Annotated in this window: 23 protein-coding genes and 3 pseudogenes; 12 read left to right on the top strand and 14 right to left on the bottom strand. The window is 65.8% G+C overall.

The window, feature by feature from the left end; all coding sequences use genetic code 11:
• Positions 1–1089 precede the first annotated feature (1089 nt).
• From AS97_RS10500 to AS97_RS10490, 3 genes and pseudogenes are all read left to right on the top strand, one after another.
• The gene (locus AS97_RS10500; protein WP_197049278.1) at positions 1090–1470 is read left to right on the top strand and encodes a nuclear transport factor 2 family protein; all 381 of its coding nucleotides are present in this window, start codon (positions 1090–1092) and stop codon (positions 1468–1470) included.
• A 156-nt stretch (positions 1471–1626) separates the two neighbouring features.
• The gene (locus AS97_RS10495; protein WP_059148672.1) at positions 1627–2598 is read left to right on the top strand and encodes a quinone oxidoreductase; all 972 of its coding nucleotides are present in this window, start codon (positions 1627–1629) and stop codon (positions 2596–2598) included.
• A gap of 35 nt (positions 2599–2633) precedes the next feature.
• A pseudogene (locus AS97_RS10490) lies at positions 2634–2969 on the top strand (aldo/keto reductase); the annotation flags it as partial.
• Positions 2970–3028: 59 nt separating this feature from the next.
• Here AS97_RS10490 and AS97_RS10485 read toward each other — a convergent pair.
• A pseudogene (locus AS97_RS10485) lies at positions 3029–3472 on the bottom strand (integrase); the annotation flags it as partial.
• A 97-nt stretch (positions 3473–3569) separates the two neighbouring features.
• Here AS97_RS10485 and AS97_RS10480 point away from each other — a divergent pair.
• Positions 3570–4184, top strand: a complete 615-nt coding sequence (locus AS97_RS10480) for an integrase core domain-containing protein (protein ID WP_210564768.1) — start codon at positions 3570–3572, stop codon at positions 4182–4184.
• A 376-nt stretch (positions 4185–4560) separates the two neighbouring features.
• Here AS97_RS10480 and AS97_RS10475 read toward each other — a convergent pair whose 3' ends face one another.
• The gene (locus AS97_RS10475) at positions 4561–6105 is read right to left on the bottom strand and encodes an amino acid permease (RefSeq protein WP_210564767.1); all 1545 of its coding nucleotides are present in this window, start codon (positions 6103–6105) and stop codon (positions 4561–4563) included.
• Between the two features lie 21 nt (positions 6106–6126).
• Positions 6127–7449 carry an aminotransferase class III-fold pyridoxal phosphate-dependent enzyme gene (locus AS97_RS10470; RefSeq protein ID WP_197049279.1) on the bottom strand — a complete coding sequence of 441 codons (1323 nt, stop codon included), beginning with the start codon at positions 7447–7449 and terminating at the stop codon, positions 6127–6129.
• A gap of 121 nt (positions 7450–7570) precedes the next feature.
• Here AS97_RS10470 and AS97_RS10465 point away from each other — a divergent pair, with 121 nt between their 5' ends.
• On the top strand, positions 7571–8467 hold the full coding sequence (locus AS97_RS10465) for a LysR family transcriptional regulator (RefSeq protein ID WP_247204793.1): 897 nt from the start codon (positions 7571–7573) through the stop codon (positions 8465–8467).
• 123 nt (positions 8468–8590) lie between these two features.
• Here AS97_RS10465 and AS97_RS47180 read toward each other — a convergent pair whose 3' ends face one another.
• Together AS97_RS47180 and AS97_RS48540 are read right to left on the bottom strand one after the other, a co-directional pair.
• The gene (locus tag AS97_RS47180) at positions 8591–8950 is read right to left on the bottom strand and encodes a transposase (RefSeq protein ID WP_247204315.1); all 360 of its coding nucleotides are present in this window, start codon (positions 8948–8950) and stop codon (positions 8591–8593) included.
• Between the two features lie 420 nt (positions 8951–9370).
• Positions 9371–9499, bottom strand: a complete 129-nt coding sequence (locus tag AS97_RS48540) for a hypothetical protein (protein ID WP_269137982.1) — start codon at positions 9497–9499, stop codon at positions 9371–9373.
• Between the two features lie 198 nt (positions 9500–9697).
• Here AS97_RS48540 and AS97_RS10455 point away from each other — a divergent pair, with 198 nt between their 5' ends.
• Together AS97_RS10455 and AS97_RS10450 are read left to right on the top strand one after the other, a co-directional pair.
• A complete protein-coding gene (locus AS97_RS10455; RefSeq protein ID WP_059148676.1) occupies positions 9698–10138 on the top strand; it encodes a MarR family transcriptional regulator in 441 nt (146 codons plus the stop codon).
• An 81-nt stretch (positions 10139–10219) separates the two neighbouring features.
• Positions 10220–11305: an NAD(P)/FAD-dependent oxidoreductase gene (locus tag AS97_RS10450; RefSeq protein WP_210564765.1), complete on the top strand. Its 1086-nt coding sequence runs from the start codon at positions 10220–10222 to the stop codon at positions 11303–11305.
• Positions 11306–11388: 83 nt separating this feature from the next.
• Here AS97_RS10450 and AS97_RS10445 read toward each other — a convergent pair.
• Together AS97_RS10445 and AS97_RS10435 are read right to left on the bottom strand one after the other, a co-directional pair.
• Positions 11389–11916 (bottom strand): annotated as a pseudogene (locus AS97_RS10445) (IS3 family transposase); the annotation flags it as partial.
• A gap of 423 nt (positions 11917–12339) precedes the next feature.
• Positions 12340–12648 carry a transposase gene (locus AS97_RS10435; RefSeq protein WP_161500395.1) on the bottom strand — a complete coding sequence of 103 codons (309 nt, stop codon included), beginning with the start codon at positions 12646–12648 and terminating at the stop codon, positions 12340–12342.
• A 77-nt stretch (positions 12649–12725) separates the two neighbouring features.
• Here AS97_RS10435 and AS97_RS10430 point away from each other — a divergent pair, with 77 nt between their 5' ends.
• The 3 genes from AS97_RS10430 (at position 12726) to AS97_RS10420 (ending at position 14201) form a co-directional block, all read left to right on the top strand.
• Complete coding sequence (locus tag AS97_RS10430) at positions 12726–13064, top strand: tyrosine-type recombinase/integrase (RefSeq protein ID WP_210564764.1); 339 nt, start codon at positions 12726–12728, stop codon at positions 13062–13064.
• Positions 13065–13314: 250 nt separating this feature from the next.
• The gene (locus tag AS97_RS10425; protein WP_210564763.1) at positions 13315–13815 is read left to right on the top strand and encodes a flavin reductase family protein; all 501 of its coding nucleotides are present in this window, start codon (positions 13315–13317) and stop codon (positions 13813–13815) included.
• Positions 13812–14201 (top strand): VOC family protein, encoded by a 390-nt coding sequence (locus AS97_RS10420; RefSeq protein WP_210564762.1) that lies wholly within the window; start codon positions 13812–13814, stop codon positions 14199–14201. The genes AS97_RS10425 and AS97_RS10420 overlap by 4 nt, the downstream gene beginning before the upstream one ends.
• An 863-nt stretch (positions 14202–15064) precedes the next feature.
• Here the strand turns inward: AS97_RS10420 and AS97_RS10415 are convergent.
• Genes AS97_RS10415 through AS97_RS10395 form a run of 5 tightly spaced genes read right to left on the bottom strand, consistent with a single transcriptional unit; the run spans position 15065 to position 20219 of the window.
• Positions 15065–16894 (bottom strand): AMP-binding protein, encoded by a 1830-nt coding sequence (locus tag AS97_RS10415; protein ID WP_063805018.1) that lies wholly within the window; start codon positions 16892–16894, stop codon positions 15065–15067.
• 46 nt (positions 16895–16940) lie between these two features.
• Positions 16941–17441 (bottom strand): flavin reductase family protein, encoded by a 501-nt coding sequence (locus AS97_RS10410; protein ID WP_063805019.1) that lies wholly within the window; start codon positions 17439–17441, stop codon positions 16941–16943.
• Positions 17434–18213 (bottom strand): enoyl-CoA hydratase/isomerase family protein, encoded by a 780-nt coding sequence (locus AS97_RS10405; protein WP_063805020.1) that lies wholly within the window; start codon positions 18211–18213, stop codon positions 17434–17436. Before AS97_RS10405 ends, AS97_RS10410 begins: the two co-directional genes overlap by 8 nt.
• 12 nt (positions 18214–18225) lie before the next feature.
• Positions 18226–19044, bottom strand: a complete 819-nt coding sequence (locus AS97_RS10400; protein ID WP_210564761.1) for an enoyl-CoA hydratase/isomerase family protein — start codon at positions 19042–19044, stop codon at positions 18226–18228.
• Positions 19041–20219: an LLM class flavin-dependent oxidoreductase gene (locus AS97_RS10395; RefSeq protein ID WP_059143249.1), complete on the bottom strand. Its 1179-nt coding sequence runs from the start codon at positions 20217–20219 to the stop codon at positions 19041–19043. Before AS97_RS10395 ends, AS97_RS10400 begins: the two co-directional genes overlap by 4 nt.
• 133 nt (positions 20220–20352) lie before the next feature.
• Between AS97_RS10395 and AS97_RS10390 the strand changes: the two genes are divergently transcribed.
• Entirely contained in the window at positions 20353–21120 is a 768-nt protein-coding gene (locus AS97_RS10390) for a creatininase family protein (protein ID WP_086710007.1), read from the top strand.
• Positions 21121–21128: 8 nt separating this feature from the next.
• On the opposite strand, the gene AS97_RS10385 is transcribed toward AS97_RS10390, so the two are convergent.
• Entirely contained in the window at positions 21129–22250 is a 1122-nt protein-coding gene (locus AS97_RS10385; protein WP_059143373.1) for an IS630 family transposase, read from the bottom strand.
• An 88-nt stretch (positions 22251–22338) separates the two neighbouring features.
• Here AS97_RS10385 and AS97_RS10380 point away from each other — a divergent pair, with 88 nt between their 5' ends.
• Complete coding sequence (locus AS97_RS10380; protein ID WP_210564760.1) at positions 22339–22896, top strand: TetR/AcrR family transcriptional regulator; 558 nt, start codon at positions 22339–22341, stop codon at positions 22894–22896.
• A 679-nt stretch (positions 22897–23575) separates the two neighbouring features.
• Here the strand turns inward: AS97_RS10380 and AS97_RS10375 are convergent.
• On the bottom strand, positions 23576–24469 hold the full coding sequence (locus AS97_RS10375) for a class I SAM-dependent methyltransferase (RefSeq protein ID WP_059142528.1): 894 nt from the start codon (positions 24467–24469) through the stop codon (positions 23576–23578).
• Between the last annotated feature and the right edge of the window lie 80 nt (positions 24470–24549).

Raw genomic sequence — 24549 nt, 5'->3', positions numbered from 1 at the left:
CCACATTCCCTGTGACTCCACGCCTGCGGGGACGTACGGGGTTGCCACTTGAGGGCTGTCGCGTACAGCGTCGTACGGAGCTTCACAGCGCAATAGATCTGAGAGAGTCTTAAAGTGGAGCATAAGAGGAGAATTGCCCCGCGCCTGGGGGCAAGGGGTCGCAGGTTCGAATCCTGTCGTCCCGACCAGTGTTTTCGCAGGTCGAAGGCCGTTTCCGCGGGTAGTGGAAGCGGCCTTAACCCTTTCCCGGCTGGGAGCAAATGGGAGCCCTCTGGGTGCCCTCGTGCTCCCAACTCGCAGACGTGTCAACGGTGCCCGATTCGTCCGTCACCCGATCCGGTACGCCTACAGCGCCGTACCGCGCTCCCACGCGCCGTCGTCAACCACAGGCCCCCGGACGTCACCCCATCGATTCGGATGCTCTGTGCATCGAGAGGCATAAGGCCCCTTGTCGGTTCTCGAGCACCTTTCGGGGTGGGAGCACGATCTCGTGCTCCCCGTGCGACAGGGGGAAGCTGTGGGCTGAGGGCCTCGGTAGGCGTGTTTCCGCAGGCAGTCGGTGCTCGGGTGTCCCGGCTGCAAGGAACCTGCAGCGTCAAGACGAGGTAATGCCCCTTGGCGTCTGCCGGCGGACGGGGCACTCCCAGGGCGTGAGCGCCCTAGCGGGCTCTGTAGCGCCGTAGCGAGACAGTCGGCAGGTTGTGGGTGCCGGAAAGTATGTCCACGCTGGTCAGGTGGCATGTCGGTACTCGTGGATGGTTCCGCGGAGTCGGTCGCGTCAGCGTTACCGTCCCCGGCACGTCGCTGAGCATGTGTGCCGACGCCCCTTCGATGATGCGCTGCTGGGAGCACGGCCCTTCGCAGTCAGTGCCATGGCATCAGGTTGTTATGGAACAGGCGGTCCAGTCTTTGGTCGCTCGCCTCCCGTTTCGTGCCTGTTTTCTCACCTCTGGGCTATGCAATTTGTGGACTTGCTGGTCCAAAAATTGCGATCTACGCTCGGGCTCGTCACGCGGTCGCCCTGATGGGCAGGGGTCGGCACCGATGGCAACCGAACACACGTATGTAACGATCACGGAGATCTTCATCATGGCTGCCACCGATAACGACACACTGGTCCGCGACTTCGTGGACACCTTCGCAGCAAAGGACCCCGACGCCCTCGTCCCGTTCCTGGCCGACGACGTCGTCTTCACCGCCTACGGCGACTCGCCGGTCGAGGGCCGTGACGCGGTGATCGCCCTGTGGAAGGGCGTGTTTGCGAACTTCGGGCAGGTCAAGTTCGAGACCGTGCACCAGGCGGTGAACGGTGACGTCGTCATCGCCGAGCAGATCCACGGGCTTGCCCTGCCCGGCGGCAAGCTCGCCCCGGTGATGAACATGGCGGTCTACGAGCTCCGCGACGGCAAGATCGCGGCCTGGCGCGACTACACCAACCCCGCCTACGCTTCCACCCTGCTGCAGGCCTGAGCGGTCCGCCGGGCCGCGCACGTGGCCGGACGGCCGGGTTCCCGTGATCCTTCCCGGGGACAACTCCGGGACAACCAGGGGCTCTTCCGATCCAGGGGTCCCTCCTGTGTATTCGCCGGTCGTTCGGCGTCATACCAAAAGAGAGCGGTGTTTACCATGCGTGCTGTGGTCCTGGAAGAGCTGGGCGGTCCGGAGGTCCTCAAGCTGAGGGAGTGGCCCGACCCCGAGCCCAAGCCGGGTGAACTGGTGGTGGATCTCGACTTCTGCGGTGTCAACTTCATGGACACCGGCACACGTGCCGGTTTCTTCGTGCCGGGTGACCTGCCCCTCGTCCCCGGCGTCGAGGGTGCCGGCCGGGTGAGCGCCATCGGCGAAGGCGTCAGCGGCTTCGAGATCGGCGACCGGGTGGCCTGGGTCCTGGTCTACGGCAGCTACGCCGAGAAGGTCGCGGTCCCCGCCGAGAAGGTCGTCCATGTTCCGGACGACATCCCGAGCGATGTCGCCGCCGCGATGATGATGCAGGGCATCACCGCGCACCACTTCGTCAACGAGTCCGCCCCCCTGGCCGAGGGTGAGACCGCGCTCGTGCACGCGGCCGCAGGCGGTGTCGGGCGCATCGTCACCCAGCTGCTCAAACTGCGCGGCGTGCGGGTGATCGGTCTGGTCTCCCGGGAGGAGAAGGTCGCGGCCGCCAAGGAGGCCGGCGCGGACGAGGTCCTCGTCTCCTCCGGCGGTGACTTCGTGGACAGGGTCAAGGACCTGACCGGCGGCGAGGGGGTGCACGCGGTCTTCGACGGCGGCGGCGCCACCACGTTCCGGCCCTCGATCGAGGTCCTGCGACGGGTCGGTACGCTGGTCTTCTTCGGCCCGCTGAACGGCGAGGTCCCCAGGGTGAGCATGCTCGACCTGCCCAAGAGCATCAAGATCACCTACGCGGTGTTCGCGGACCACATCCCCGACCAGGAGCAGCTGTGCCGGCACGCCACGGACCTGTTCGACAAGGTCCGCGAGGGCAAGCTGAAGATCGACATCACCGAGCGCTACCCGCTGGAAGCGGCCCGCCAGGCACACACCGACATCGAATCGCGACGTACCTCCGGCAAGCTGCTGCTCGACCCGAGTCGCTGATCCGAGGGGTGCCGGTGACCTCCAGGGAGAGTCGGATGAAGACACACCGGGTGCCGTTGAATGACGGCACGACGATCCCGCAGCTCGGGTTCGGAGTCCTGTTCGTGCCCGACGGCGAGACGGAAGACGTCGTCGGCACGGCCCTCGACGTCGGCTACCGGCACATCGACACCGCGCAGCTTTACCACAACGAGGCCGGAGTGGGCCGGGCTCTGGCCCGCTCCGGCCTGCCTCGCGAAGAGCTGTACGTGACCACCAAGCTGCACAACGGCTATCACGAGCCGGCCCGGGCGACGGCCTCGCTGTCGGAGTCCCTGGACAGACTCGGCCTCGACCACGTGGACCTGTTCCTCATCCACTGGCCGCTGCCGACGCTCTACAACGGCGACTAAGTGTCGACCTGGCAGGCGCTGATCGAGCTGCGGGAGGCGGGGTACTTCCCGTCGCGGTCGCGGATCATGAACCGGGCCCGGCAGCCGGCATCCTCGAGATCCATGACGAGGTTCCTGGCGTCCTGCGCCACCCAGGAGGCGGTAGGGTGCGCCGTCGCGCCCAAGACGCGGATGCGCCGGCCGGCGTGCCCGATCACCGCGAACACGTACAGCCGCGCCCCGGATAGGGTGACCGCCTCGAAGAAGTCACTCAGCCGTGCCCGGCGCAGCACACCGCGCGGGAGCCGGTGCAGCAGCGCGGCCAGGAACACCCGGTCACTCGGGGCGAACCGCACCCGATCCCGGCCGAGTTGGCGTTCCAGCACCGTGATCTGATGACGCAGCGCGAGGATCTCCGCGTCCTTGTCCTCGTTGCTCACCGGCAGCAGCCGCAGCAGGGCGAACACGTTCGCCACACCCAGATAGGCAAGTCGAAGCAGCACGACAGATCATCCTGCCGGGGCACTCACCAGGTGCCCCGGGCACCCGCCCAAGCGCCCGCGCTCGACACCCCCCGTACACCAGCCCCCACCAGGACGGATGAGTTTTTCGGCAGGCACAACGTTGCTCGCCTGCGACTTCATGCACGTGGAGACCGTCTTCCTCAAACGCCTCTACGTCTTCTTCGTCATGGAGATCAAGACCCGGCGCGTCCATGTCCTGGGTGTCACCGCCCACCCAACCGGCGCATGGGTCACCCAACTCGCCCGCAACTTGCTCATGGACCTCGGCGACAGGGCTGGGTGCTTCCGGTTTCTCACCCGGGACCGGGACAGCAAGTTCACCGCCGCGTTCGACGCCGTCTTCGCGGGCAACGGCACAACCGTCATACCGACCCCGCCGCAAAGCCCCCGGTCAAACGCGTTCGCGGAACGATGGATACGCACAGTCCGCACCGAATGCACCGGCCGAATTCTCCTCACCGGCGAACGACACCTCCGTGCCGTCCTCACCACGTACCCCGAGCACTACAACACCGGACGGGCCCACCGCAGCCTCGACCTACGAGCCCCAGACGACTACCCGAGTGTCTTCCCCCTGCCCGCTGCCGTTTTCCGACGGCGGCAGCTACTCGGCGGCCTGCTCAACGAGTACCACACCACGCCACCCCAACGACTTCTCCATCCACCGGAAACACCCAGCTCAGCGGCCTGATTGGGATATTGACACCCTTCAAGCCCGGACGGTGGGTGGACAAGTCCACCGCTCGGCCCCGGACCTGTGCGGGCGCTGAGGCCAGTGTGATCAGACGGCCGGACTGAGGGTGATCGCGCCGCTGTCTGCGCCAGCCGGTTTCGCTGTGACGCCAGGGACGTCGCCGGCCGACATGGAGAATCCGCGCTGTGGCTGCCGCAGGACACCGAGCTTATGGATCTTCGCCGGGCCTGCGCCCTGCTCTTCCTTGAGCACGGCACGCGCCGCATCCTCATTCCCGGCCGGGTTGTTCGTGCGCGTCGCAGCACCAGGAACAGCGCATGCAGCGGCTCCGGACGAAGGGGAGCCGCTGCAGGGACCGCATACGGATCTGCGATCAGACCCCTGATGCGCCGTGACGGTCACTCGTCGAGGACACCGCTGCCGCGGGCGGGCCGGCCTGGCCGGTGTTGATGCGCCGTCGCAGGCCCAGCAGCCACCAGACAAAGCCGAGGCCGACGCCCACGACGACGGTGAGAGCGGTTTGGTTGTTCTCGTCGGGGACGGTGAGAACGACGATGACGGTCGCGCACCAGACGAGGCCGACGACGAGGGTGGGCCACAGCCAGCGTCCGAGGCTGAACACGCCTTCGGGAGCTGAGGGAATGCGGCCCTTGCGATGGGCGACCGCGGTGGCGGTCAGGGTGAGCGCGTAGGTGAGGTAGTAGGTGAGCCCCACCATCGCGAAGATCTTCTCGACCAGGCCGGCGTTGAGAAGGTTGAGGGCGATGGCGAGAGCGGTGATGACCAGGATGGCTGTTACGGGGGCGCCGGTGCGTCGGCCAACCGATGCCAGGGCGGTGGAGCCGGGCAGCATCTTGTCCCGGCCGAGGGCGAAGACCATGCGGGTGGCGACGGCCATGTTCGCGATGAGGCAGGCGAATAGCGAAGCGAAGGCAACCACCGTCATGACCGCGCGAGCCACCTCGCCGACCTGAGCACCGACGAGGTGCAGGACCGGATTGCCGGGCCCGCTGAGGAAGGTGGCCGGTACGGCGGGCAGGTCGATCGCCAGAAGCGCGAAGACGATCAGTCCCATGGCTCCGGAGACGGCGACCGCGCGGATCATCGCCGGGGGAGTGGTCCGGCGGGGATCGGTGGTCTCCTCTGCCAGGTCCGCCGCGCCCTCCCAGCCGAGAAGGACGTACACCGGCAGTAGTGCGGCCAGGGCGACGCTGGTGAGCGTGATGGGGCTGCCGTCGACGGGGGTGGTGTCGGTGAGGATGGCCGGTCCCTGGGTGTGCCGGAAGGCGAAGAAGGCTCCGACGGCCAGCACGAGAGCCAGTAGCACCGTTCCGACGAGCTCGATGGACGCGCCGACGTTGTTGACGATGCCGGCGATGCGCACACCGAAGACGTTGAGCAGGCAGACCACGAGAGTGACGCCGATGCTGAGCGCCTGAACCTGTCCGCGGCTGGGATCGTCCCAGATCTCGGGGGCGAAGACGGAGCCGACAGCCGCCGCGGTGGCGGCGGTGCCGGCGATGAAGGAGACGAGGGCGATCCAGCCGGTGAACCAGCCGAAGTGCGGGCCCACCAGACGGCTGGACCACTGGTAGGCGTAGCCGGTGAGCGGGATGCGTCCGGCGAGGTGGGCGTAGACCAGGACGACGGTGAAGACCATCGGGATGACGACGAGCCAGAGCAGGATGGCCACGCCGCCGGCCCGGTCGAAGGGATCGTTGAAGAGGGTGACGATGCCAGTGTTGATCGACACCATCGAGAAGGCCAGTGCGAACGAGGTGAAGCCGCCGATGCTGCGCCGAAGCTTCTGCTCATATCCCAGCGTGCTCAGATCATCGCTGTCGGTATCTGCGAGCGGGCCCGTCGGGGCGGTGGCGTCCAGGTGCGGAGGTTCGGGGGCCGCTGGGATTCTGTCCATGTCAGAGACACCTTCCTTCCGCTAGTCTCGGCCGTTCTCGATCTCGGTCAGGACGGTGTCCAGGACGTCGAGGGCCCGGGAGAGCTGTTCGTGAGTGACGTCGAGCGGCGGCTTGATCTTGATGAGGTTGCCGAGGCCGGCGTAGCGGCTCTCGCCGAAGATGACGCCGTGGTCGAGACCGCGCAGATAGACCTGGTGCGCTTCCTTCGTGGCGGGTTCCTTGGTGGCTCGGTCGGTGACCAGTTCGATGGACACCATCAGCCCGGGACAGCGTACGTCGCCGATCAGCGGGTGACGCTGCTGCATCTCCAGCAAACGCTCGGTGGCATACGCGCCGTGCTCGGTGGCGCGCTCGGGGAGCCGGTCCTCGATGATGGCGCGTACGGTGGCAAGACCGGCGGCGATGGCGACGGGGAACTGGCCGAAGGTGAGCTGGTCGTCCCCGGGCTCGAAGCGCTGCAGGTCATGGTGGGCGAGGATGCCGGCGAGGGGGAAGCCGCCGCCGACGCCCTTGCCGAAGACCAGTATGTCGGGCTGGATGCCGTAGTGCTGGGCCGCCCACATGCTGCCGGTGCGGCCGAGGCCCGTCTGGACCTCGTCGAGGATGAGGAGGATGCCCTCCTCATCGCAGATACGGCGCAGCCCGGCGTGCCAGAGGGCGGGGAACTCGATGTGGCCGCCGTTGCCCTGGATGGGCTCGTAGATCAGGGCGGCGACCTTTCCGTCCACGCCCTTGCGAATGGTGTCCCGCAGCAGCCGCAGGCACAGCTCGGCGTCCTGCTCAGGGTCCAGGCCGGGGCGGGGCCGGTAGGTGTCGGGGTGCGGGGCGCGGGTGAAGCGGGGCTGGAGCGGGCCGAAGACGTTGTCCGGGTGGGGCCAGCTGGCGGCCATCGTGGACAGCGAGCGGCCGTGGTAGCCGTCCTGCAGGGTCAGGACGTGCTGGGCTCCGGGTCGATTGCGCAGGGCGAGCTTGAGTGCCATCTCCACGGCCATCGATCCGTGCAGGGTGAAACCGACCTGTTCGAGCCCGTCGGGGGCGATGCCGACGAGCAGGTCGGCGAGCTCCAACAGAGCCGGCGTGTGGAAGGTGGGCCTGGCATGGGTGATGCGGCGCAGCTGTTCCACCGCGGCCTCCACGACCCGCGGGTCGTTCGCGCCGAGGTTGTTCGACCACGCCTGGGCGGTGCAGTCAAGGTACTCCCGGCCGTTGACGTCCCACACCAGCGAACCGCGGGCCTGTACCAGAGTCAGCATCTCGTCGCTGACTTGCGGAGACTGGTGCAGCAGCGCGCGGCGGCCGCGAGCGAGGGTCTCGTCCGGGGACGATGCGGCACGGACATCCATGATGGGTGCCCCTCTCTGTGTGCGTTGACCAGGGCAAAGGCGGCCGCCTGTGAGAAGAAGCTAAGACCGATGAGGGCTGGAAGTGAAATAGGAATTCCCATACAATTCATTGGTGCGGTCGATGAATGTTGAGTTGCGACATCTTCGGGCCTTCGTGACGGTGGCCACGGAGCTGCACTTCAACCGCGCCGCCGCTCAACTGCACATGTCTCAGCCCACGTTGAGCCAGACCATCCGCCAGCTGGAGGACACCCTCGGCTTCACCTTGCTCGGGCGCACGACCCGGTCGGTGGCGCTGACGCCGGACGGGCAGATGTTCCTCGCCGAGGCCCGCGCTGTACTGGAGCGTTTCGACAGCGCCATGCGCCAGGCGGACCGGGTCGCATCCGGCTTGGTGGGACAGCTGAGACTGGGCCACCTCATCGGCTCCGCGATCGATTACATCCCCGCGATCCTGCGTGCCTTCCACGAGACCTACCCGGAGGTCTCCTTGGAGGTGGAGGAGTTCGACTTCCGCTCGCCCGAAGCGGGCCTGGACACCGGCGCGACCGACGTGGCGATCTTGCGACCGCCGGTCGACCTCCCCTCTGGATCCGAAGTGCACGTACTGCGCAGCGAACCCCGGGTGGCGTGCGTCTCCGACCTTCACCCGCTCGCCGCGCGCACCGAGGTGAGCGTCGCGGACCTCCTCGACCAGCCGATCGTCGCCGCGCCCGGCAGCGGAACGTGGCGCGACTACTGGCTCCTCCTCGATCACCGGGGCGAAAACGCTCCACTGGTGGTGTACGAGGCGGCCACCTTCGAGGCAGAGCTGCAGGCTGTGGCCTCCGACCGCGGCATTTCCATCGCACCTGCCACAGCCGCTCGCTTCTATGCACGCCCCGGTCTGGCTTACCCCACCATCACCGACGCATCTTGGTGTGACGTCGCCGTGGCGCTGCCCCCAAGACCACTACCTGCCGCACGCCACTTCGCCCACCTGGCCGTGCAGATAACCAGCGTGATTCCGGCGGTCTGACACCTGATCTGTGCTTCTGGCTGCTCAGACGGCGTGGGTCTGCCTGTGCCGCTCGAGAATACGATTCGGTACTGTGAGCTGCCGCGATGCCGCTCGCTCAGGCAGCCTGGCGATACTCGTTGATCAATCCGCCGGGTACGGGCCGTCGTTGGATTCGGTGGGCTCGGATGTCGGTGAGGTTGGCCGGGGCGGGCGGTCGGCACTGTCCGGGGGTAGTTGCTGCCGGGATTGGTGGGGGCGGTGTCGGTTGTAGTGCCGTATGTACTCGGTCAGGACTGCTCGGGCGTGGGCTTCGTTGTAGATCAGGATTCGGTCGAGGACTTCGCGGCGTAGGGTGCCTACGGCTCGCTCGCAGATTGCGTTCGCTTTGGGTGCCCGGGGCGGGCTGAGCAGGATTCCCACGTCGTCGGCCTGGAAGACGGCGTCGAAGGCGTTGGTGTACTTGCTGTCCCGGTCGCGGAGGAGGAAGCGCAGGGAGTCCATCCGGCACCCCAGCGTCATGGTGAGGTTTCGGGCCTGTTGGATGGTCCACTGGGCGGTGGGGCGTTCGGTGACGCCGGCGCGGTGAACACGCCGGGTGTTGTGTTCGATGAAGATCAGGGTGTACAGGCGCTTGAGCGCGATGGTGTCGATGTGGAGGAAGTCGGCGGCGAGGATGCCGTGGGCCTGGGTGGTGAGGAATTCATGCCAGGTCGGGCCGGAGCGCTGCGGAGCGGGGTCGATGCCGGCCGCGTGCGGGATCTCCCAGACCGTGGACGGGGCGATCGGGTGGCCGAGGCGTGCGAGTTCGCCCTGTATGCGGCGGTGGCCCCATGTGCTGTTTTCCTTGGCCAGCCGCAGGATGAGCTGTTTGATGGTGGGAGCGGTGGACGGCCTGGCTGGGCGGCGGTGCTGGGGGAACGTCTACTTCCGCGCCGTGAGTTGCCGGTGCCAGGCCAGCAGCGTGGTGGGGGTGACTGCGAATACGCGGCGCCAGCGTTCCCGCGGGACCAGCCGGGAAAGGACGGCGAGCCAGGTTCGGTCGACGGGCATGTCTGGATGCGTGGAGGATGCCACCAAGGCGATCGTGGCGTCGTACCGGGATGACGAACCCGTGCTTCCGTTTGATCGCCGGAGCGACCGCGGACAGGTTCTGCGTGCGGAGGTCCAACGCGGCAGCGTGTGCACCCGTGCAGTGAGGCACAGCCCAAAGGCTTGATAGTTAACGTGGCAACAGTTAGTGTGCTAATTATGGGTGGATCGAACCGAGAGAGCACGTTGGAGCTGATGCGGTGGGTCGTGTGGGGGCAGCGACGCCTCGCTGAAGACTGGATACGGGAACGCGGCCTCACCCACGAGCAGAGTGCCGTGTTGGCGTACCTGTCGAAGAACCCGGACGCCATTCAGCGTGACGTCGCGCGGGCCATGCGCACCAGCGCGCCGAGCGTCTCGCGGCTCCTGGCCGGACTCGAGCGGCGCGGACTCGTGGAACGCCAGACGCAGGAGAGCGACACGCGCAGCCGCCGGGTGCATGTCACCGCAGCGGGCTCCGAGCTGATCCAGGGGTTCGAAGAGGCCATGGATCGCGTCGAGGAGTCGATTCTCGCGCCGCTGGGCGCCGCAGGGCAGGCGCGGCTCCATGCATTGCTGGAACAGCTCGCGTCCCGGATCGAGCCACCCAGCTCTCCCTGACCCGGCCCTACTGCTCCGCATGGCGGCCGGGAGCCCCCGGGCAGGACCGCCGGTTCTTCCAGCAGCAGTAAGGAAACAGGTATGACCCAGATCACGATCATCGGTGCCGGTCTTGCGGGACTGACACTGGCACGAACCCTGGCGGTTAATGGAATCCCGTCCACGGTGTACGAAGCGGAGGCGTCTGCTCAGGCCCGGGGCCAAGGCGGCATGCTCGACATCCACGACTACAACGGACAGCACGGCATCCGAGCCGCCGGTCTGATGAACGGCTTCCGGTCCCTCGTCCTCGAAGGCCGCCAGGCGTCCCGCGACGTGGCACCTGACGGCACCATCCTGGCGGACCGGCCCGATGACCCCGCCGGAGGCCGCCCCGAGGTGCAGCGTGGCGAGCTTCGGCAGTTGCTGCTCGAATCCCTGCCCCCCGGCACGGTCGTCTGGGGCCACAGGACTCGGAGTGTCCGGACCCTCGCCGACGGTCGTCACGAAGTGACCTTCGTCAACGGCTCGACGATCGGCACCGACATCCTCGTCGGCGCCGACGGCGCCTGGTCGAAGGTCCGGCCGCTGCTCTCCGATGCCACGCCCGTCTATGCCGGACGCTCGATGATCGAGACGTACCTGTATGAGAGCGACACCCGGCACCCTGCCACCCTGGCGCTGGTCGGCAGCGGGTCGATGACCGCCTACGACAAAACCACTCGCATCGGTCTCGGCGTGCAGCGCGAGCGCGCGGACACCTTGCACTCGTACGCCATGTTCGACCAGCCGCTCGACTGGTTCGATGGCATCGACTTCCATGACGGCCCTGCGGCCGCCCGTACGGTCGCGGCGATGTTCGAGGGGTGGGCGCCGGAGCTCGTCGCCCTGGTCGCGGACAGCGACATCCCGCCGGTCTTCCGCCCCTTGTACGGGCTACCGATCGGACACCGCTGGGAACACGTACCCGGGGCTACGCTCATCGGAGACGCCGCCCACCTGGCACCGCCGGACGGCGAAGGAGCGAATTGGGCACTCTTCGACGCAGGCCAGCTCGGCAACGCCATCGCCCAGCAGCCCAAGAACGTCGACGCGGCCATCCGCGCCTACGAAGCCGCGCTCTTCCCACGGAACATGGACACGGCGACCGCCGCCGCAGCTTACTACCCCGAATTCGCACTGTACTGACCCACAGCAACTGGACAAGCCTGAACATTCACCGCAGCGCCCCATCGTGAACGCTGGCCAGCAACCACCCCTTTTCAGGGGCGTCAGGGCTGTGGCACCGGGAGTGCGGGTGAGCCATCCGCCCAGGCTGCGTCGAACTGCTGCAAGGCGATGGAGTGCAGGAGCCCAGGCGCTCGGGCGTAGTGCTTCTCCTCGTACTCGATCGGGCTGAGGTAGCCGAGCCGTTTCTGGATGCGGCGGGGGTTGTAGAAGCCGTCGATGTACTCGAAGAGCGTGAGGTTCGCTTCGGCTCTGGTGGCAAAGACACGGCCGCGGATGCACTCGGCCTTGATGGTCATCCACAGGTTCTCTGCCAGGGCGTTGTCGAACGAGTCCCCGACCGAGCCCATGGACGCCTGGATACCGGCCCTGACCAGGCGTGTTGTGAGCTTCACGGACGTGTATTGACAGCCGTGGTCGGCGTGGTGAATGAGCTCGCCGGGGGCGACTTCGCGGCTGGCCAGGGCATACTCCAGCGTGGTCAGGACCAGATCGGCGTCTGCGTGGGCGGAGGTTTCCCAGGCCACCACCCGGCGGGAGAAGGCGTCGCGGATCGCGGACAGCCACAGCGGGCCCTCCTCGGTCGCAGATCATGGTCAGGTCCGTGACCCACAGCCGGTTCGGCACGTTCGCTGTGAAGTCGCGTTGCACCAGGTCAGGGGCCGGGTCCGCGTCCGGGTCACGTCGGGTGAAGCCCTTGCCCCGCCGGGGACTGATCCCGGCCAGGCCGGCCTGGCGCATGAGCCGTTCGACGCTTTTGTGGCCGACGTGGATGCCTTCACGCCGGAGGACGGCGTGCACGCGGGGTGAGCCGTAGGTCCCGCCGGAGTCGGCGTGGACCTGCCGGATCTTCCCGGTGAGCTCGGCGTCCTGGCGGCGTCGCTCGCATGGCTCCTTCCCGGCCTGGCGCCAGCGGTAGTAGGTGGAGGAGGGGATAGAAAGTTCCCGGAGTGCGGGCTCGACCCCCAGGTGCGGGTGCGCATCGACGAGCGCGGTCACCTGGGCCGGGTCGGGTCGAGCTGGGCCGCGAAAAAAGCCGAGGCCGTCCGCAGGACCTCGTTCGCCCGCTTGAGCTGGGCGTTCTCCTTGCGCAGGGCGGCCAGCTCCTCACGCTCGGCGGTGGTGAGGGTGTCGCCTCGCTCGCCGGCATCGGCCTCGGCCTGACGGATCCAGTTGCGCAGGGCCTCGTGATGCACCCCGAGTTCCTCTGCCATACGGCGGATGACGGGCTTCGGCTCGACGGCGCGATACATGCGGACCGCGCGGTCACGCAACTCCAGCGGGTACTTCCTCGGGGCAGGCATCGTCTGGGCTCCTCTCATGAGACCCATCTGACCGCCCGTCACCCCTCCCCGCATCGCGGGGGAACCTCACCCCGCGCGTGGCAGCCGCGCTCACACGCCGCGCAGCCGAAGCCCAGGATTCAGCACTGTCTGACCGCTCCTCGGATCCCTTCACCGGACTGGTCTTCTGCCGACCCGACGGCCGCCCGCTACGACCTCAGACCGTCCTGGACCGCTTCCGCCGACGCGCCAAGGAAGCAGGCGTCCCCCGCATCACCCTGCACGACCTGCGACACCTCGCCGCCACCCTGTCCATCACCGCGGGCACCCCGCTCACCGTCGTCTCCAAAACCCTGCGGCACTTCACCCTCTCCACCACCGCCAACCTCTACAGCCACCTCACCCAGACACGTGGAGCGATATCTCCCTTGCCTTGATCGATATCGACGTGTTAACGCAGATTGGCCGCCACTCCTCGCGCCCTGCACGCGTCACAGAGAGGAGCGGACCCATCAGTAGGTTACTGACCGCTAACGAATCTGGCCTCACTCTCGGGCCTTGACCTCGCTCGGGCCACCCCATATGTTATTGCTGAATAACATTCGACGGAAGGGTAGGTAGATATGGACTTCATCCTCGTGGACACCCGCAACGCCCCTGCCTCCCAAGCTGCCCGCGAGGTGTGGAATGACTGAGCAACTGCAAGGGGTGGACGCAGCTGCCTTCCGCTCGGCGCTGTCCCGCTTCCCCTCAGGCGTGACAATAGTGACGACTCGCAGTGCCGGGGGCACGTTGCACGGATTCACCGCGAGCTCCTTCGCAGCGTTGTCGCTGGATCCGCCGCTTGTTCTCGTGTGTCTGGACCAGGGAGCGGACTGCTTCGCTGCTTTCATAGCGGCTGAGCAGTTCGTCGTGAACATCGTTACGCCCGCACATGCGAAGTTGGCGAAGAAGTTCGCCACGAAGGACGCGGACAAGTTCGCCCACGGAACCTTCGAGTCTGACGAGGGCGGCTACCCGGTCCTGCCCGACGCAGCAGCGGTCATCCGCTGCGAGCTGGAGCATGCTGTGCCCGGCGGAGATCACGTAATTCTTATCGGCCGGGTCCACGACGCACAGATAGGCAGCGGCGAGCCGGTGACATGGTACAAGGGCGACTTCCTCCGCCTTGGGGAGAGTGCTGCATGAAGTACACCGGGCAGTGCGACCCTCCGCTCGGTCCGGTGAATGATCCCGTGAAGATCGGGAACGTGCTGCGCCCGGTAGTCGACGTCGACGCCGCTATGCGCTTCTCCATCGAAACGTTCGGACTCGCTATGAAGTTCGTTGATGGCGACCGCTACGCCGCACTCGACGCTGGCGGCACAACCTTGGCCCTGGCCGGCCCGACCGAGGACGTTACGGGCGGCATGCCCGCCGCATCATTCAAGGTTCCCGATGTGAACTCCGCGCTCGGCGCCCTCGTCCAGGGCGGCGGGGCCATTGTTCGGGAACCGGAGCAGGGCGCCCACGAGGTTCGGGCCGTGGCTCGAGACCCATGGGGCAACACCGTGGTGATCTACGGGCCGCGGTAGGCGGTCAGTTCCGGTCCCGGGGGCCCGAACGTGCGAAGCCCAACGCGCTCAGCATTTCGTCCTCATGCATCTTCCCTGCGCTGATCTACACCTTCTTCTGGCCGAGGTTCAATCGCAGAGGGCTTCTCTGGTCGGTCTATGGAGGGCTGGCACTGTGTCTCCTGTTCACGATTGGCTCACCGGCCGTCTCAGGGACTGAGAGTTCGCTATGGCCGACACTGGACCTCAACTGGTAACCCCTATTACAACGCAGGATTGTTTTCCATGCCAGCGGCACTTTTTCTCGGATGGCTCGGAACTCTCACCTCGTCGAGGCACAAGAGAAAAAGCGCGTGAAGCGTATAGGGCAGAAAGGGGGGTCGGGTCCGCGGCTACGGCTAGGAACTATTGATTCAACTCCGGGCTTGCGCGGATACGCGCTGACCCAAGCAGCATGATTGGGCGAGGGTCCGGACTGCGCGCAGTTGCCGCAGCGTCAGGCCAGGTATCGAGATGGCACCACCTAGTGCTGCACAGACGGACGGACATGGCAATCACGATGGAACCTGTGCTCTCGTCCCGAAACCGGATCCCTGCGGCCTCCTCGGCTCGAGGGCAGTACAGCGACGGATACGCATTCCTGAGCCCCTTGTGCTAGCCGGCTTGGATTGGCAGGTGCGGGAAGATTCGTCAGTAGGCGATGAGGAAAGGTCGGATTCAGCGCCGCTTGCCGGGGTATGACGACCAGATCGTCGGGCCATAGAATGGCCATAGGCAGGCCGCTGGAAAGGTGTTCGGTTCTTTGCTTGCACATCGAAGTGGAACGCCCTCCTCCAACGCCTTCAAGATCGCTTCCAATCAAGCGACTGTCATGAATGAGCCAGCTAATTCGACTTTGAGCGCACGTGGTTCGCGATCGCCGCATCTTCGTTAGCGCCGTACATTTCGTCGATCAGTGCCGCGAAAGAGCGGACGACGGCATTACGCTTAATCTTTCCGTTCGCAGTCCGCTCGCCATGCTCGACTTGCAGGGACCGTGGTAGAACGCGAAAGTCCTTCAACTGCTGGACACGCGAAAGGTCTGCGTTGACCCGAGCAACCTCTGCTCGCAGAAGCTCAGCCACCGCCTCTGCCGACTGGCCGTCTGCTGGCGTGTTCGGCTCAATTAGGACGGTGAGGTACTTACGGGCGTCTCCGACGACGATGGCTTCGTTGATGAGCGAACTTTCCCTCAACCGGGTTTCGATGGGCTGAGGATTGATCGTTTTGCCGCCCCGAGTGATGATTACGTCCTTCTTCCGGCCAATAAGCCGGAGGTCGCCATTCGGTGCACGCTCTACCAGGTCACCGGTGCAGAACCAGTCATCTTGGAAGACCGCTTCGGTCTCCGTGGGGTTGCGCCAGTATCCGTCGAAGAGCAGCGGCGCTCGGAGCAGCATTTCTCCGTCTTCCGCGATCTTCACCTGGAAGCGCGGATCCGGGAAAATCCTGCCGATGAAGCCTGGCCGGGGGAACGGCTGGTTGAAATGCGCGATGGGGGCTCCGGTGGTCTCGGTGAGGCCATAACACTCACGCAGATCGAGCCCCCAGATCTGCCAAATCGCGATGACGCTCTCAGGCATTGCCGCAGATGCCGTGTAGGCCACGCGGATGCGATCCATCCCGACCTTTGCCCGCAGTGGCAGAAACACTCCACGAAGTGCCGCAGCGTATGCGATCCGCAGCAGCACTGAGGGCGTGCGACGAGACCAGCGGTCCTCAGCCACCCTGCGGCCAACCCACATGGCAGCGTCATAGACAGCGCGGCGAAGTCGTGGCCAAGTCTCCGTCTGTGCGATCAGCCCGCCGGCGATTTTCTCGTAGAACCGCGGAGGCCATAGCACTGCCGTTGGCCGGACTGAGCGCAGCACTCTCTCGTAGTCACCGATGCTGCAGTATGTGACCACCAGACGTGAGAGCAGAGGCGCGAAGATCGACACAAGGGCTGGCGCTACATGGGCCAACGGCAGGAAGCCCACAACATCGTGCTCCTGGCGGCGGCTCTGCGGATAGAGACCGACAAAGGTCTGGACCGCGTGCTGGAGTGTTCGATGCGAATGCGTGACGCCCTTTGGTACTCCCGTGGACCCGGACGTGTAAAAGAGCACGGCGGCATCGTCGAGGGATCCCGCGGCGACCAACTGAGCGAGGAGACCTGAGTCGCCCTCATGGTGTCGGGCGCCTTCATCGGACAGGGTCTGCCACCGTGTTCCTTTGACACCCTTGGGCAGTGTCGGCGGATCGGCATCGATTCCGACCACAAGCCGCAGATCCGGGGTGCGAGCGGCGACCTCAGCTACCTTGTTGAGCTCCGTGGCCGTCTCACCGACGAAGACCACCGCTTCGCTATGTACAAGGGTCTGCTCTATCTCGGCAGGCGAGTTGGTGGGATACACGCCGATTACGACACCGCCGACACTCTGAACGGCAAGCGCTGCGCAAGCCCACTCTGGGCGCGCGCTGCTCATCACTGCTACGCGATCGCCGTGCTTGACACCCTGAGCCACGAGACCGAGTGCAACCTCGCGCACACGATTGGCGTACGCGCGCCACGTGATCGCCTGTACAGATCCATCACGCCAGTAGCGCAGCGCAACGGCATCGGGTTCCTTGCGCGCGCGATCGAGGAGCAGTCCCGGTAGCGTCCGGGTCGGCTGGAAATTGATCAGATCCATGAGACGGCCTCTCTTCCAGAGCAGGCAAGCCCGTGCTCAATGAGACTCATGCGGCTCGCTCCCCAAGGGGAAGGAAGCCACCCCGGTACCACGTCACCGGCTTGCCGGCACCTGTCCGTGCATCGCGTACGCGACCGATGAGGATTACGTGATCTCCGCCGGGCACGGCCTGCTCCAGCTCGCAGCTGATGACTGCTGCCGCATCCGGCAACAGCGGATTGCCTGCCTCATCGAGTTCGAAATTGCCGTCCGCGAACTTGTTCTCACCCTTGGTGGCGAACTTCAGCGCCAAGTCGGCATGGGCGTCCGTCACAATGTTCACGACGAAATGCTTAGCCGCCATGAAGACGGGAAAGCAGTCAGCTCCTCGGTCCAGACATGCCAAGATGAGCGGGGGATCGAGAGACAACGCGGCGAAGGAACTCGCGGTGAATCCGTGCAGTGTGCCTGCCTCGCTTCGCGTCGTCATGATCGTCACACCTGAAGGGAACTGAGCCAATGCCGAGCGGAAAGCGGCAGGGTCCAGTTCCTGAAATTGATCAACCATTGTACCCCTCGCGGGCAGCTCGGGCGGCAGGGTCGTTGAAGACCGTGCGCGCATCAGCCAGTGTGACGCGAAGCTGCTCTTCGTCCGGCCAGCCGGTCGTATCCGAGTGCAGGGCCCGCTTCAGTGCTGCGAATACGGCAGGCGGCTTCGCCGCTGCTGAGCGCGCATCCGCCACCGCGGTCGCAAGTAGTTCGTTCTGCTCGACGACCTGGTCGACAATCCCGATTGCCTCCGCAGTCGCCGCGTCGACGGGCTCTCCGCCCAGCAAGAGACGCCGAGCTGCACGGTCACCCGCGACCGAACGAACTCGCGAGATGCCCTTCACAGCTGGCAGCATCCCATGCTTGATCTCAGGGAAGACGAAACGCGCTCCCACCGCCGCGTAAACCACGTCGGTGAACAGGGCCATCTCGATCCCGCCGCCGACGCACCACCCGTTGACCGCACACACCAGCGGCCGGGGATAGTTCTCCAGTGCGCAAAGCAGCGCGTGAAAGCCTGCCATCCGCTCGACCATGACATTGGCGTCGAAGTCGACGGCTTCCTTCATATCACCACCTGCGCAGAAGAAGCGCTCGCCAGCTCCCGTCAGGACCACTGCGGGAGCGTTAGGGCCGGTGGCGAGCGTGACCAGCTTCGCTGTCAGCTCGCTGACGAGAGCGTTACTGAGCGCGTTGGCAGGCGGATGGCTAAGGGTGAGTACAACCACCCCGTCCACTTCGTCTGATGCGTGGACGAGGCTTAGTGCTGTGTTGTGCGAACCTGCGGTCATGCTCGTCTCCGGTTACTTCGCGGGTGCGCCGGCGGTGCGAGCGGAGGGGAAGTCCACGGGGCGCTTCTCCCGGAAAGCCTGGCGCGCTTCGGCGTAGTCGGCACCGGCGAAGTCGAGGATCTCGAGCGCCGAGGACAGCTCGTGCTGGGGCACCGCGTTGGTGAGCCAGGCGTTGAGCGCACGCTTGGTGAATCGGAGCGCCTGCTGGGAACCGCGGTCCAGCTGGGACGCGACCTCGAGGGCGCGGGGCAACACCTGCTCGCGGGGAACGGACAGGCTCACGAGCCCGATCCGCTCGGCCTCGGCGCCCGTCAGCTTCTCGGAGGTGAGCACGTAGTACTTGGTCTTGGCCATGCCGACAAGCAATGGCCAGATGAGGGCGGCGTGGTCGCCGGCGGTCACGCCGACCTTGGTGTGGCCTTCGATCAGCACCGCGTCATCCGCGGCGATGCTGATGTCGGCGAGAAGCGCGGTCGACAGCCCGTAGCCGACCGCGGGGCCGTTGATCGCGGAGATGATCGGCTTCTCGATGCGCAACATCGTCGCGACCCGCTTGCGTTCGGTCTCCAGCATCGCGAGCGCATCCTGGGGCGTGGGATCGGGCTGAGCGACGTCCATCCCGGTACAGAAGGCTTTGCCGGCCCCGGTGATGACGACGACCCGGGTCTGGTCGTCGCGCTCGACGTCGGCCCAGATCTGGTTCATCTCCTCGAACATCGGCAGGGTGAGCGAGTTGTACCGGTCGGGTCGGTTGATCGTGATGAGGAGGACGCCGTTGTCGTGGCGTTCGGTGAGGACGTCGCCGGTGCCGTGCTGGTAGAGGTCGCTCATCGAACCGTCTCCTTCTGCGCGAGGTTGTGCGTGTCGTTGAACTGGCGGAGTGCTTCTTCGTGGGCGGGGCGGGCGGCTCGGATCTCGGCGAGGACGTCGTCGGCCGAGCGCACGACGTTGCGGGGGTGCTTGAAGCGGGGGATGACGTACTTGCCGAAGAGTTCGATCGAGCGCATCAGCTGGTCGTGGGGCAGGCTGTCGACACGCAGGACGAGTGCTTCGACGCCCATGTCCGCGTATCGCTGTACGTGTTCGATGCAGTGCTCGGGGTCGCCGACCATGAAGCCCTGGGAGCGTTCGAACATGTACTCTTCGTCGTTGAAGTCGATGTCCTTGACAGCGCCCATGTAGGCGTAGTCCTTCGACAGCTTCGACAGGCGCTCATATGCGTCGGTGGACAGCTTGGCCATCTCGAACAGGGGCTTCGCCTCGAGGCGGGCCTGGGCAGTGGTCTCGGCGCAGTGCATACCACCGGCGACCGCGACCATCTTGCGCGGCGTGATCGGGTAGGGGTGGTTGGTGGCGGCGAGCGTGTCGTCGTAGAGCTTGACCATGTTCTCGACGAGGTCGAACCCGAGGTAGAGGCCGCCCATGATGGCGCCGATACCCATCGAGGCGGCCGTCTCGACCGAGCTCGGGCTGCCGGCGGCAGCCGAAATGGGCGGGTAGGGACCCTGCAGGGGCTTGGGGACCAGGCTGCGCGGCGGAACCTTGTAGTGCTCGCCCACGTACGAGAACACGTCGTTGAGGAACGCGCTCCGGATCAGCTCGATGCCCTCACGCCACTGAGCCTTGTTCTCGGAGGGGTCCACCTCAAACGCGCGCAGGGCGAGCGTCGTGTTGCCGCGCCCGGTACCAAGCTCGACACGGCCGTTGGACAGGATGTCCTCGGTCGCCACACGCTCCGCGACGCGCAGCGCATGGTTCATCCGCGTCGGCAGCAGCGTCACCAGGTGGATGAACCGCATCCGGCTCGTCAGAGCCATCAGGTACGGGTAAAGCACCTCCGGAGCGGAGACCGAAGCCGTACCCAGAGCAACATGCTGCTCGGAACTACCGAAGGCATCGAAGCCAACCCGCTCCGCAAGCAGAACCTCCTCCACCAGCTCCCGGTAGCGGTGCTCATGCGTGAGCCCGACCGGGGTGTCCCCCTCGGTCATGAGGATGAAGTCCATACCGACCCTTCCGTCGAATGTTATTCGCCGATAACGTAGGTCGCGGCTAACCCCAGGTCAAGGCCCCAAATCTGTTAGGTATTGGTAACTTCGTGGGGTTGGGCAGGTGCGCACAGGAAGAGGAGACCCCACCATGAGTGAGTTGCGGATTGAGCATTTGACCTCGCCTGATATCGCGGAAGCCATGGCGAGGGGTATGCGTACGGCGATCTTGCCGCTGGGTGCGACGGAGCAGCATGGCGCGCATCTACCGCTGTCCGTCGACAGCGATCATGCTGACCGGCTGGGTGTCCTTGTCGCCGAGCGGCTTGGTGACGCGCTTGTGCTTCCGACGGTGCGGATCGGTTGTTCTGCGCACCACCTGGGGTTCGCCGGGACACTGTCCCTGCAGGCCGGTACGCTCGAGGCGATCTGCGCAGACTGCTGCGAGAGTCTTGCTGTGCACGGGTTCCGTCGCGTTGTGATCTTCTCGGCGCACATCGGCAACTACCCGCTGCTCAAAGACATTGAATCAAGGCTTGACGAGCGGCTTTCCTGCGACCTGGATGTCATCGCCTACTCAGACTCGACGGCAGTCCTCCAAGCGTGGCGCTCCGCAGCCCAGCAGGTCGCCGGCCTCGCCGACCACGTCGGAGGCCATGCCGACGTCGCGGAAACTTCGATCATGCTGGCTGTGCGGCCCGAGGTGGTGCGAAACGATCGAGCTGCTGCGGGCTTCACCGGGTCGATGAACGATGAGCTGCTGGCTCGCGTATTCACGGACGGCGTGAGAGCAGTCGCTCCCAACGGAGTGCTTGGCGACCCGAAGGGCATGTCGTCTGAACTGGGGTTTTCATGTCTAAACGCCGTAGCCGACCTGATCGCTGCCCATGCAACGGCACGTTATCAGCCGCTCACTTAAGGTAGGCACTAGTGTCCTGCGCCGGAGATCCGTTGGCAGAAGCGGGCGAGTGAGTCGAGGATCTCTTCGGCTGTTTTGGTCCAGGTAAACGGGGTCGGGTTCTCGTTCCATTGCTTGACCCAGGCACGGATGTCAGCTTCGAGGGAGCGCACACTCTTGTGGGCGCCGCGGCGGATCTTTTGGTCCGCGAGGAAGCCGAACCATCGCTCGACCTGGTTGATCCAGGAGGAGCCGGTGGGTGTGAAGTGCAGGTGGAACCGCGGGTGTTTGGCGAGCCATGTCTTGATGGCCGGGGTCTTGTGGGTGCCGTAGTTGTCGCAGATCAAGTGGACCTGCAGGTGCGCGGGGACCTCGTTGTCGATCTTGATGAGGAACTTCTTGAACTCCGCGGCCCGGTGCCGGCGGTGCAGCGAGGTGATGACTTCGCCGGTCGCGACGTCGAAGGCCGCGAACAAAGTGGTCAGGCCGTTGCGGACATAGTCGTGCGTGCGACGCTCAGGCATGCCGGGCATTATCGGCAGCACCGGCTGGGAACGGTCCAGAGCCTGGATCTGGGACTTCTCGTCCACCGACAGGACCACTGCACCTTCGGGCGGGTTGAAATACAGCCCCACCACGTCGTAGACCTTCTCCACGAACAGTGGGTCCGTCGACAGTTTGAACGTGTCGCCCAGGTGCGGCTTGAGCTGGAATCGTCGCCAGATCCGGCCCACGGTCGACTTCGACAGGCCACTGCGGTCGGCCATGGACGCACGAGACCAGTGCGTGGCGTTCTTCGGGATCTCTTCCAGCGTGCTGACCACGACCGCCTCCACCTGGTCCACGCTGATGGTGGGCGGCCGGCCCGGCCGGGGCTCGTCCACCAGCCCGTCCAGACGGGCCGCCAGAAAGCGGCGACGCCACTTGCGGACCGTGTCCGCCGCGATCCGTAACTCCCGTGCCACCACAACAATCGGCGGCACATCAGCACCGGCGCATGCCAACACGATGCGGGCACGCAAGGCCACTGCCTGCGCAGATGACGGCCTGCGGGCCCAGCGCTCCAACACCACACGCTCATCAGGCGACAGCAACAACGGTTCCAACTTCGGACCACGACGAGGCACCGGCACATCCGCAGAAGCAGTCATACACAAACTAACGACGGATCTCCGGCGCAGGACACTAGTGCCGAGCTCTCCTGCCCATACCGCATCTTCGCGCGCTACCCGTCGGCAGGTGCTGATCAAGGTCGTCGGAGAACTGTTCAACGAGCGCGCCTTCGACGCGGTCACCACTGAGATGATTGGTGCCCGCGCTGGCGTGACCGGTCCAGCTCTCTACCGGCACTTTCCCAGCAAGCAGGCACTGCTCATCGCGGTGCTCGAGGATCCGCTGGACGAACTGCTGACGAACGCGCGCAAGACGGCGGCCGAGGTGACAGATCCGCGCGAGGCGCTCGAGGCGCTCGAGGCGATGATCGACTACCACGTCGCGCGCACTCTCGAGAACGTTCCGTCCACCCTGGTCTTCCTCAAGAACGAGCACAACGTTCCCGAAGACGAACGCCACCGCATGAGACGCATGATGCGCCTGTACACCGAAGAATGGACTGGGCTGGTGACCCGATTGCGGCCCGACCTCTCAGACGCCCAGACCTGCGTCCTGACATACGCCGTCTTCTCAATGATCAACGCGGTTGCGCAGTTCAACAGCGGCCTGGACCCCGACATCGTCGCCCGCACCATCCGCACAGCCGCCATCAACGGGCTCCTCATCCCAGCAGACACGATCTGACATCACCACCGGCGGCCCGCGCGGGTCAACGCCCAGAGCGGAGCCCGAACAACGCGTGGTATCAATTGAGTTCGCCGATCGTGCCATGCCCTTCTCACGCACCGCGGTGAGCCTGAGCCGGATGACGCGTGCCCGCGGTCGACATGACAACGACCGCGGGCGTTGAGGCGAAGCCGGTATAGCCGCTGAGCGCGCTATGGGGGGAGCAGACCGTACTCTTCGCGCCGCGGGCATCGACAGCAGACATCGATGATCTCCCGGCGGCCCGAACTCGCGGCCTGCCGTCGATGGTCTGCTGACAGTGCAGATGACACAAGGCCGCCTCATCAGACATGGCACTGCGGCACACCCCGCGCCTTGTCGCTCTCGTCACTCCCAAACAACTGGCCTTCAGCAACGACTGCCGCGCATGAGAGCACGTCTCATTTGGCCTCACCGGTAGCCTGGTTGTGTGTTGATGGTCGAACGTCTGGTGCCGGACGGGGTTGTGGGAGTTGTTCCAGCGGGTGGTTCCGGAGGCGCCGACCCGCCCGCGCTGTGGGGTCGCGGCGACAGCGCTGCGCGGGCGTGGTTGCTCAGCCCAACGAAGCGCTTGGCGCTGCGCAGGCGGTGGTTGCGTATGAGGCAAGCAATTCGGTGTTGAGGCGGCCCGGCAGGCAACTCTGTGTTGCGCCTGGTGTCAGGGGCGGCGGGCGGCCCAGACGGTGCGCTCGGTGCGTACGGCGAGATCCTCGCGGCGCAGGAGGCTGTTCGGGCTGTCGGTACCCAGGAGGTCGTCGAGAGCGGTGAGGTCCTCGGGACTGAGAGCGGGGGCGGCGACGCCGCGGATGCGCTGCAGGCTGGCGTAGGCGTAGCGGCCGATCGCCTCGCTGCGCTCACCTTCGATGTTGACGGTGATGGTGCGCTCGTCCTCGACGGTGAAGCCGGCGGCTGTCAGCATCGGGCCCCAGTCCGCGCCGCGGTGCGGAACGTGCTCGGCGTGGAAGCTGTCGGTCGCGGCATGGACGCGCTCTTCGAGGCCCGGCCGGTTCTCCGGGGCGCCGGCAGGCAGGAAGCGGGGGAAGCCCGCGAGTTCGACGACGGCGAACAGGCCCCCGGGGGCAAGCAGTTCGCGGACGCTCCGGAGGGCTCGGTCGGGGTCGGCCATGTGGTGCATCGAGGCCGAGGCCCACACCAGATCCGGCCTGCCGAAATCGGGCCAGTGGTTGCTGTCGAGGTCGGCCTGCACGGTCCGTACGCACCCCTCGACACCGCGGGCGCATGCCTTCTCGCGCACGAACTGGAGGTGCCCGGCCGAGGTGTCGACGGCGGTGACGTGCGCGTCGGGGAAGCGTTCGAGGAGCGCGAAGGTGCCCGCGCCGGTGCCGCAGCCCAGGTCCACGATCTGGCGCGGCTCACTCTTCAGCGGCAGCCAGGCGGTGATGGACGCTATGTGCTCGGCGAGCACCTCGGCATCCAGATCGAGGATCTCCGCCTGCCCGGCATCGCTGTGCTCTTGGTGGCCGCTATGGCTGTGGTCGGGGTGGTGATCGCCTTCGCCATGGTGGGGGGTGTGCTGGTGCGTTTGGGTCATGGCAACACCGTAAGCGGGTCATGCGCCTGCCGCACGACTGCTTGCGAAATAGGCAAGAAGGTGGCTTGGTGTGCTGCCTG

Origin of the sequence: Streptomyces sp. AgN23, from assembly GCF_001598115.1 — a bacterium.
Lineage (GTDB): Bacteria > Actinomycetota > Actinomycetes > Streptomycetales > Streptomycetaceae > Streptomyces > Streptomyces antimycoticus.
Note: the sequence above shows the minus strand (reverse complement) of the source record. Positions and strands in the feature narration are given on the sequence as shown.

Bases quoted from the DNA above. Each gene is read 5' to 3' on its own strand.
- AS97_RS10500 (WP_197049278.1), top strand. From the start codon at position 1,090: ATGGCTGCCACCGATAACGACACACTGGTCCGCGACTTCGTGGACACC.
- AS97_RS10495 (WP_059148672.1), top strand. From the start codon at position 1,627: ATGCGTGCTGTGGTCCTGGAAGAGCTGGGCGGTCCGGAGGTCCTCAAG.
- AS97_RS10480 (WP_210564768.1), top strand. From the start codon at position 3,570: ATGAGTTTTTCGGCAGGCACAACGTTGCTCGCCTGCGACTTCATGCAC.
- AS97_RS10475 (WP_210564767.1), bottom strand. From the start codon at position 6,105: ATGGACAGAATCCCAGCGGCCCCCGAACCTCCGCACCTGGACGCCACC.
- AS97_RS10470 (WP_197049279.1), bottom strand. From the start codon at position 7,449: ATGGATGTCCGTGCCGCATCGTCCCCGGACGAGACCCTCGCTCGCGGC.
- AS97_RS10465 (WP_247204793.1), top strand. From the start codon at position 7,571: ATGAATGTTGAGTTGCGACATCTTCGGGCCTTCGTGACGGTGGCCACG.
- AS97_RS47180 (WP_247204315.1), bottom strand. From the start codon at position 8,950: ATGGACTCCCTGCGCTTCCTCCTCCGCGACCGGGACAGCAAGTACACC.
- AS97_RS48540 (WP_269137982.1), bottom strand. From the start codon at position 9,499: ATGCCCGTCGACCGAACCTGGCTCGCCGTCCTTTCCCGGCTGGTCCCG.
- AS97_RS10455 (WP_059148676.1), top strand. From the start codon at position 9,698: ATGGGTGGATCGAACCGAGAGAGCACGTTGGAGCTGATGCGGTGGGTC.
- AS97_RS10450 (WP_210564765.1), top strand. From the start codon at position 10,220: ATGACCCAGATCACGATCATCGGTGCCGGTCTTGCGGGACTGACACTG.
- AS97_RS10435 (WP_161500395.1), bottom strand. From the start codon at position 12,648: ATGCCTGCCCCGAGGAAGTACCCGCTGGAGTTGCGTGACCGCGCGGTC.
- AS97_RS10425 (WP_210564763.1), top strand. From the start codon at position 13,315: ATGACTGAGCAACTGCAAGGGGTGGACGCAGCTGCCTTCCGCTCGGCG.
- AS97_RS10420 (WP_210564762.1), top strand. From the start codon at position 13,812: ATGAAGTACACCGGGCAGTGCGACCCTCCGCTCGGTCCGGTGAATGAT.
- AS97_RS10415 (WP_063805018.1), bottom strand. From the start codon at position 16,894: ATGGATCTGATCAATTTCCAGCCGACCCGGACGCTACCGGGACTGCTC.
- AS97_RS10410 (WP_063805019.1), bottom strand. From the start codon at position 17,441: ATGGTTGATCAATTTCAGGAACTGGACCCTGCCGCTTTCCGCTCGGCA.
- AS97_RS10405 (WP_063805020.1), bottom strand. From the start codon at position 18,213: ATGACCGCAGGTTCGCACAACACAGCACTAAGCCTCGTCCACGCATCA.
- AS97_RS10400 (WP_210564761.1), bottom strand. From the start codon at position 19,044: ATGAGCGACCTCTACCAGCACGGCACCGGCGACGTCCTCACCGAACGC.
- AS97_RS10395 (WP_059143249.1), bottom strand. From the start codon at position 20,219: ATGGACTTCATCCTCATGACCGAGGGGGACACCCCGGTCGGGCTCACG.
- AS97_RS10390 (WP_086710007.1), top strand. From the start codon at position 20,353: ATGAGTGAGTTGCGGATTGAGCATTTGACCTCGCCTGATATCGCGGAA.
- AS97_RS10385 (WP_059143373.1), bottom strand. From the start codon at position 22,250: ATGACTGCTTCTGCGGATGTGCCGGTGCCTCGTCGTGGTCCGAAGTTG.
- AS97_RS10375 (WP_059142528.1), bottom strand. From the start codon at position 24,469: ATGACCCAAACGCACCAGCACACCCCCCACCATGGCGAAGGCGATCAC.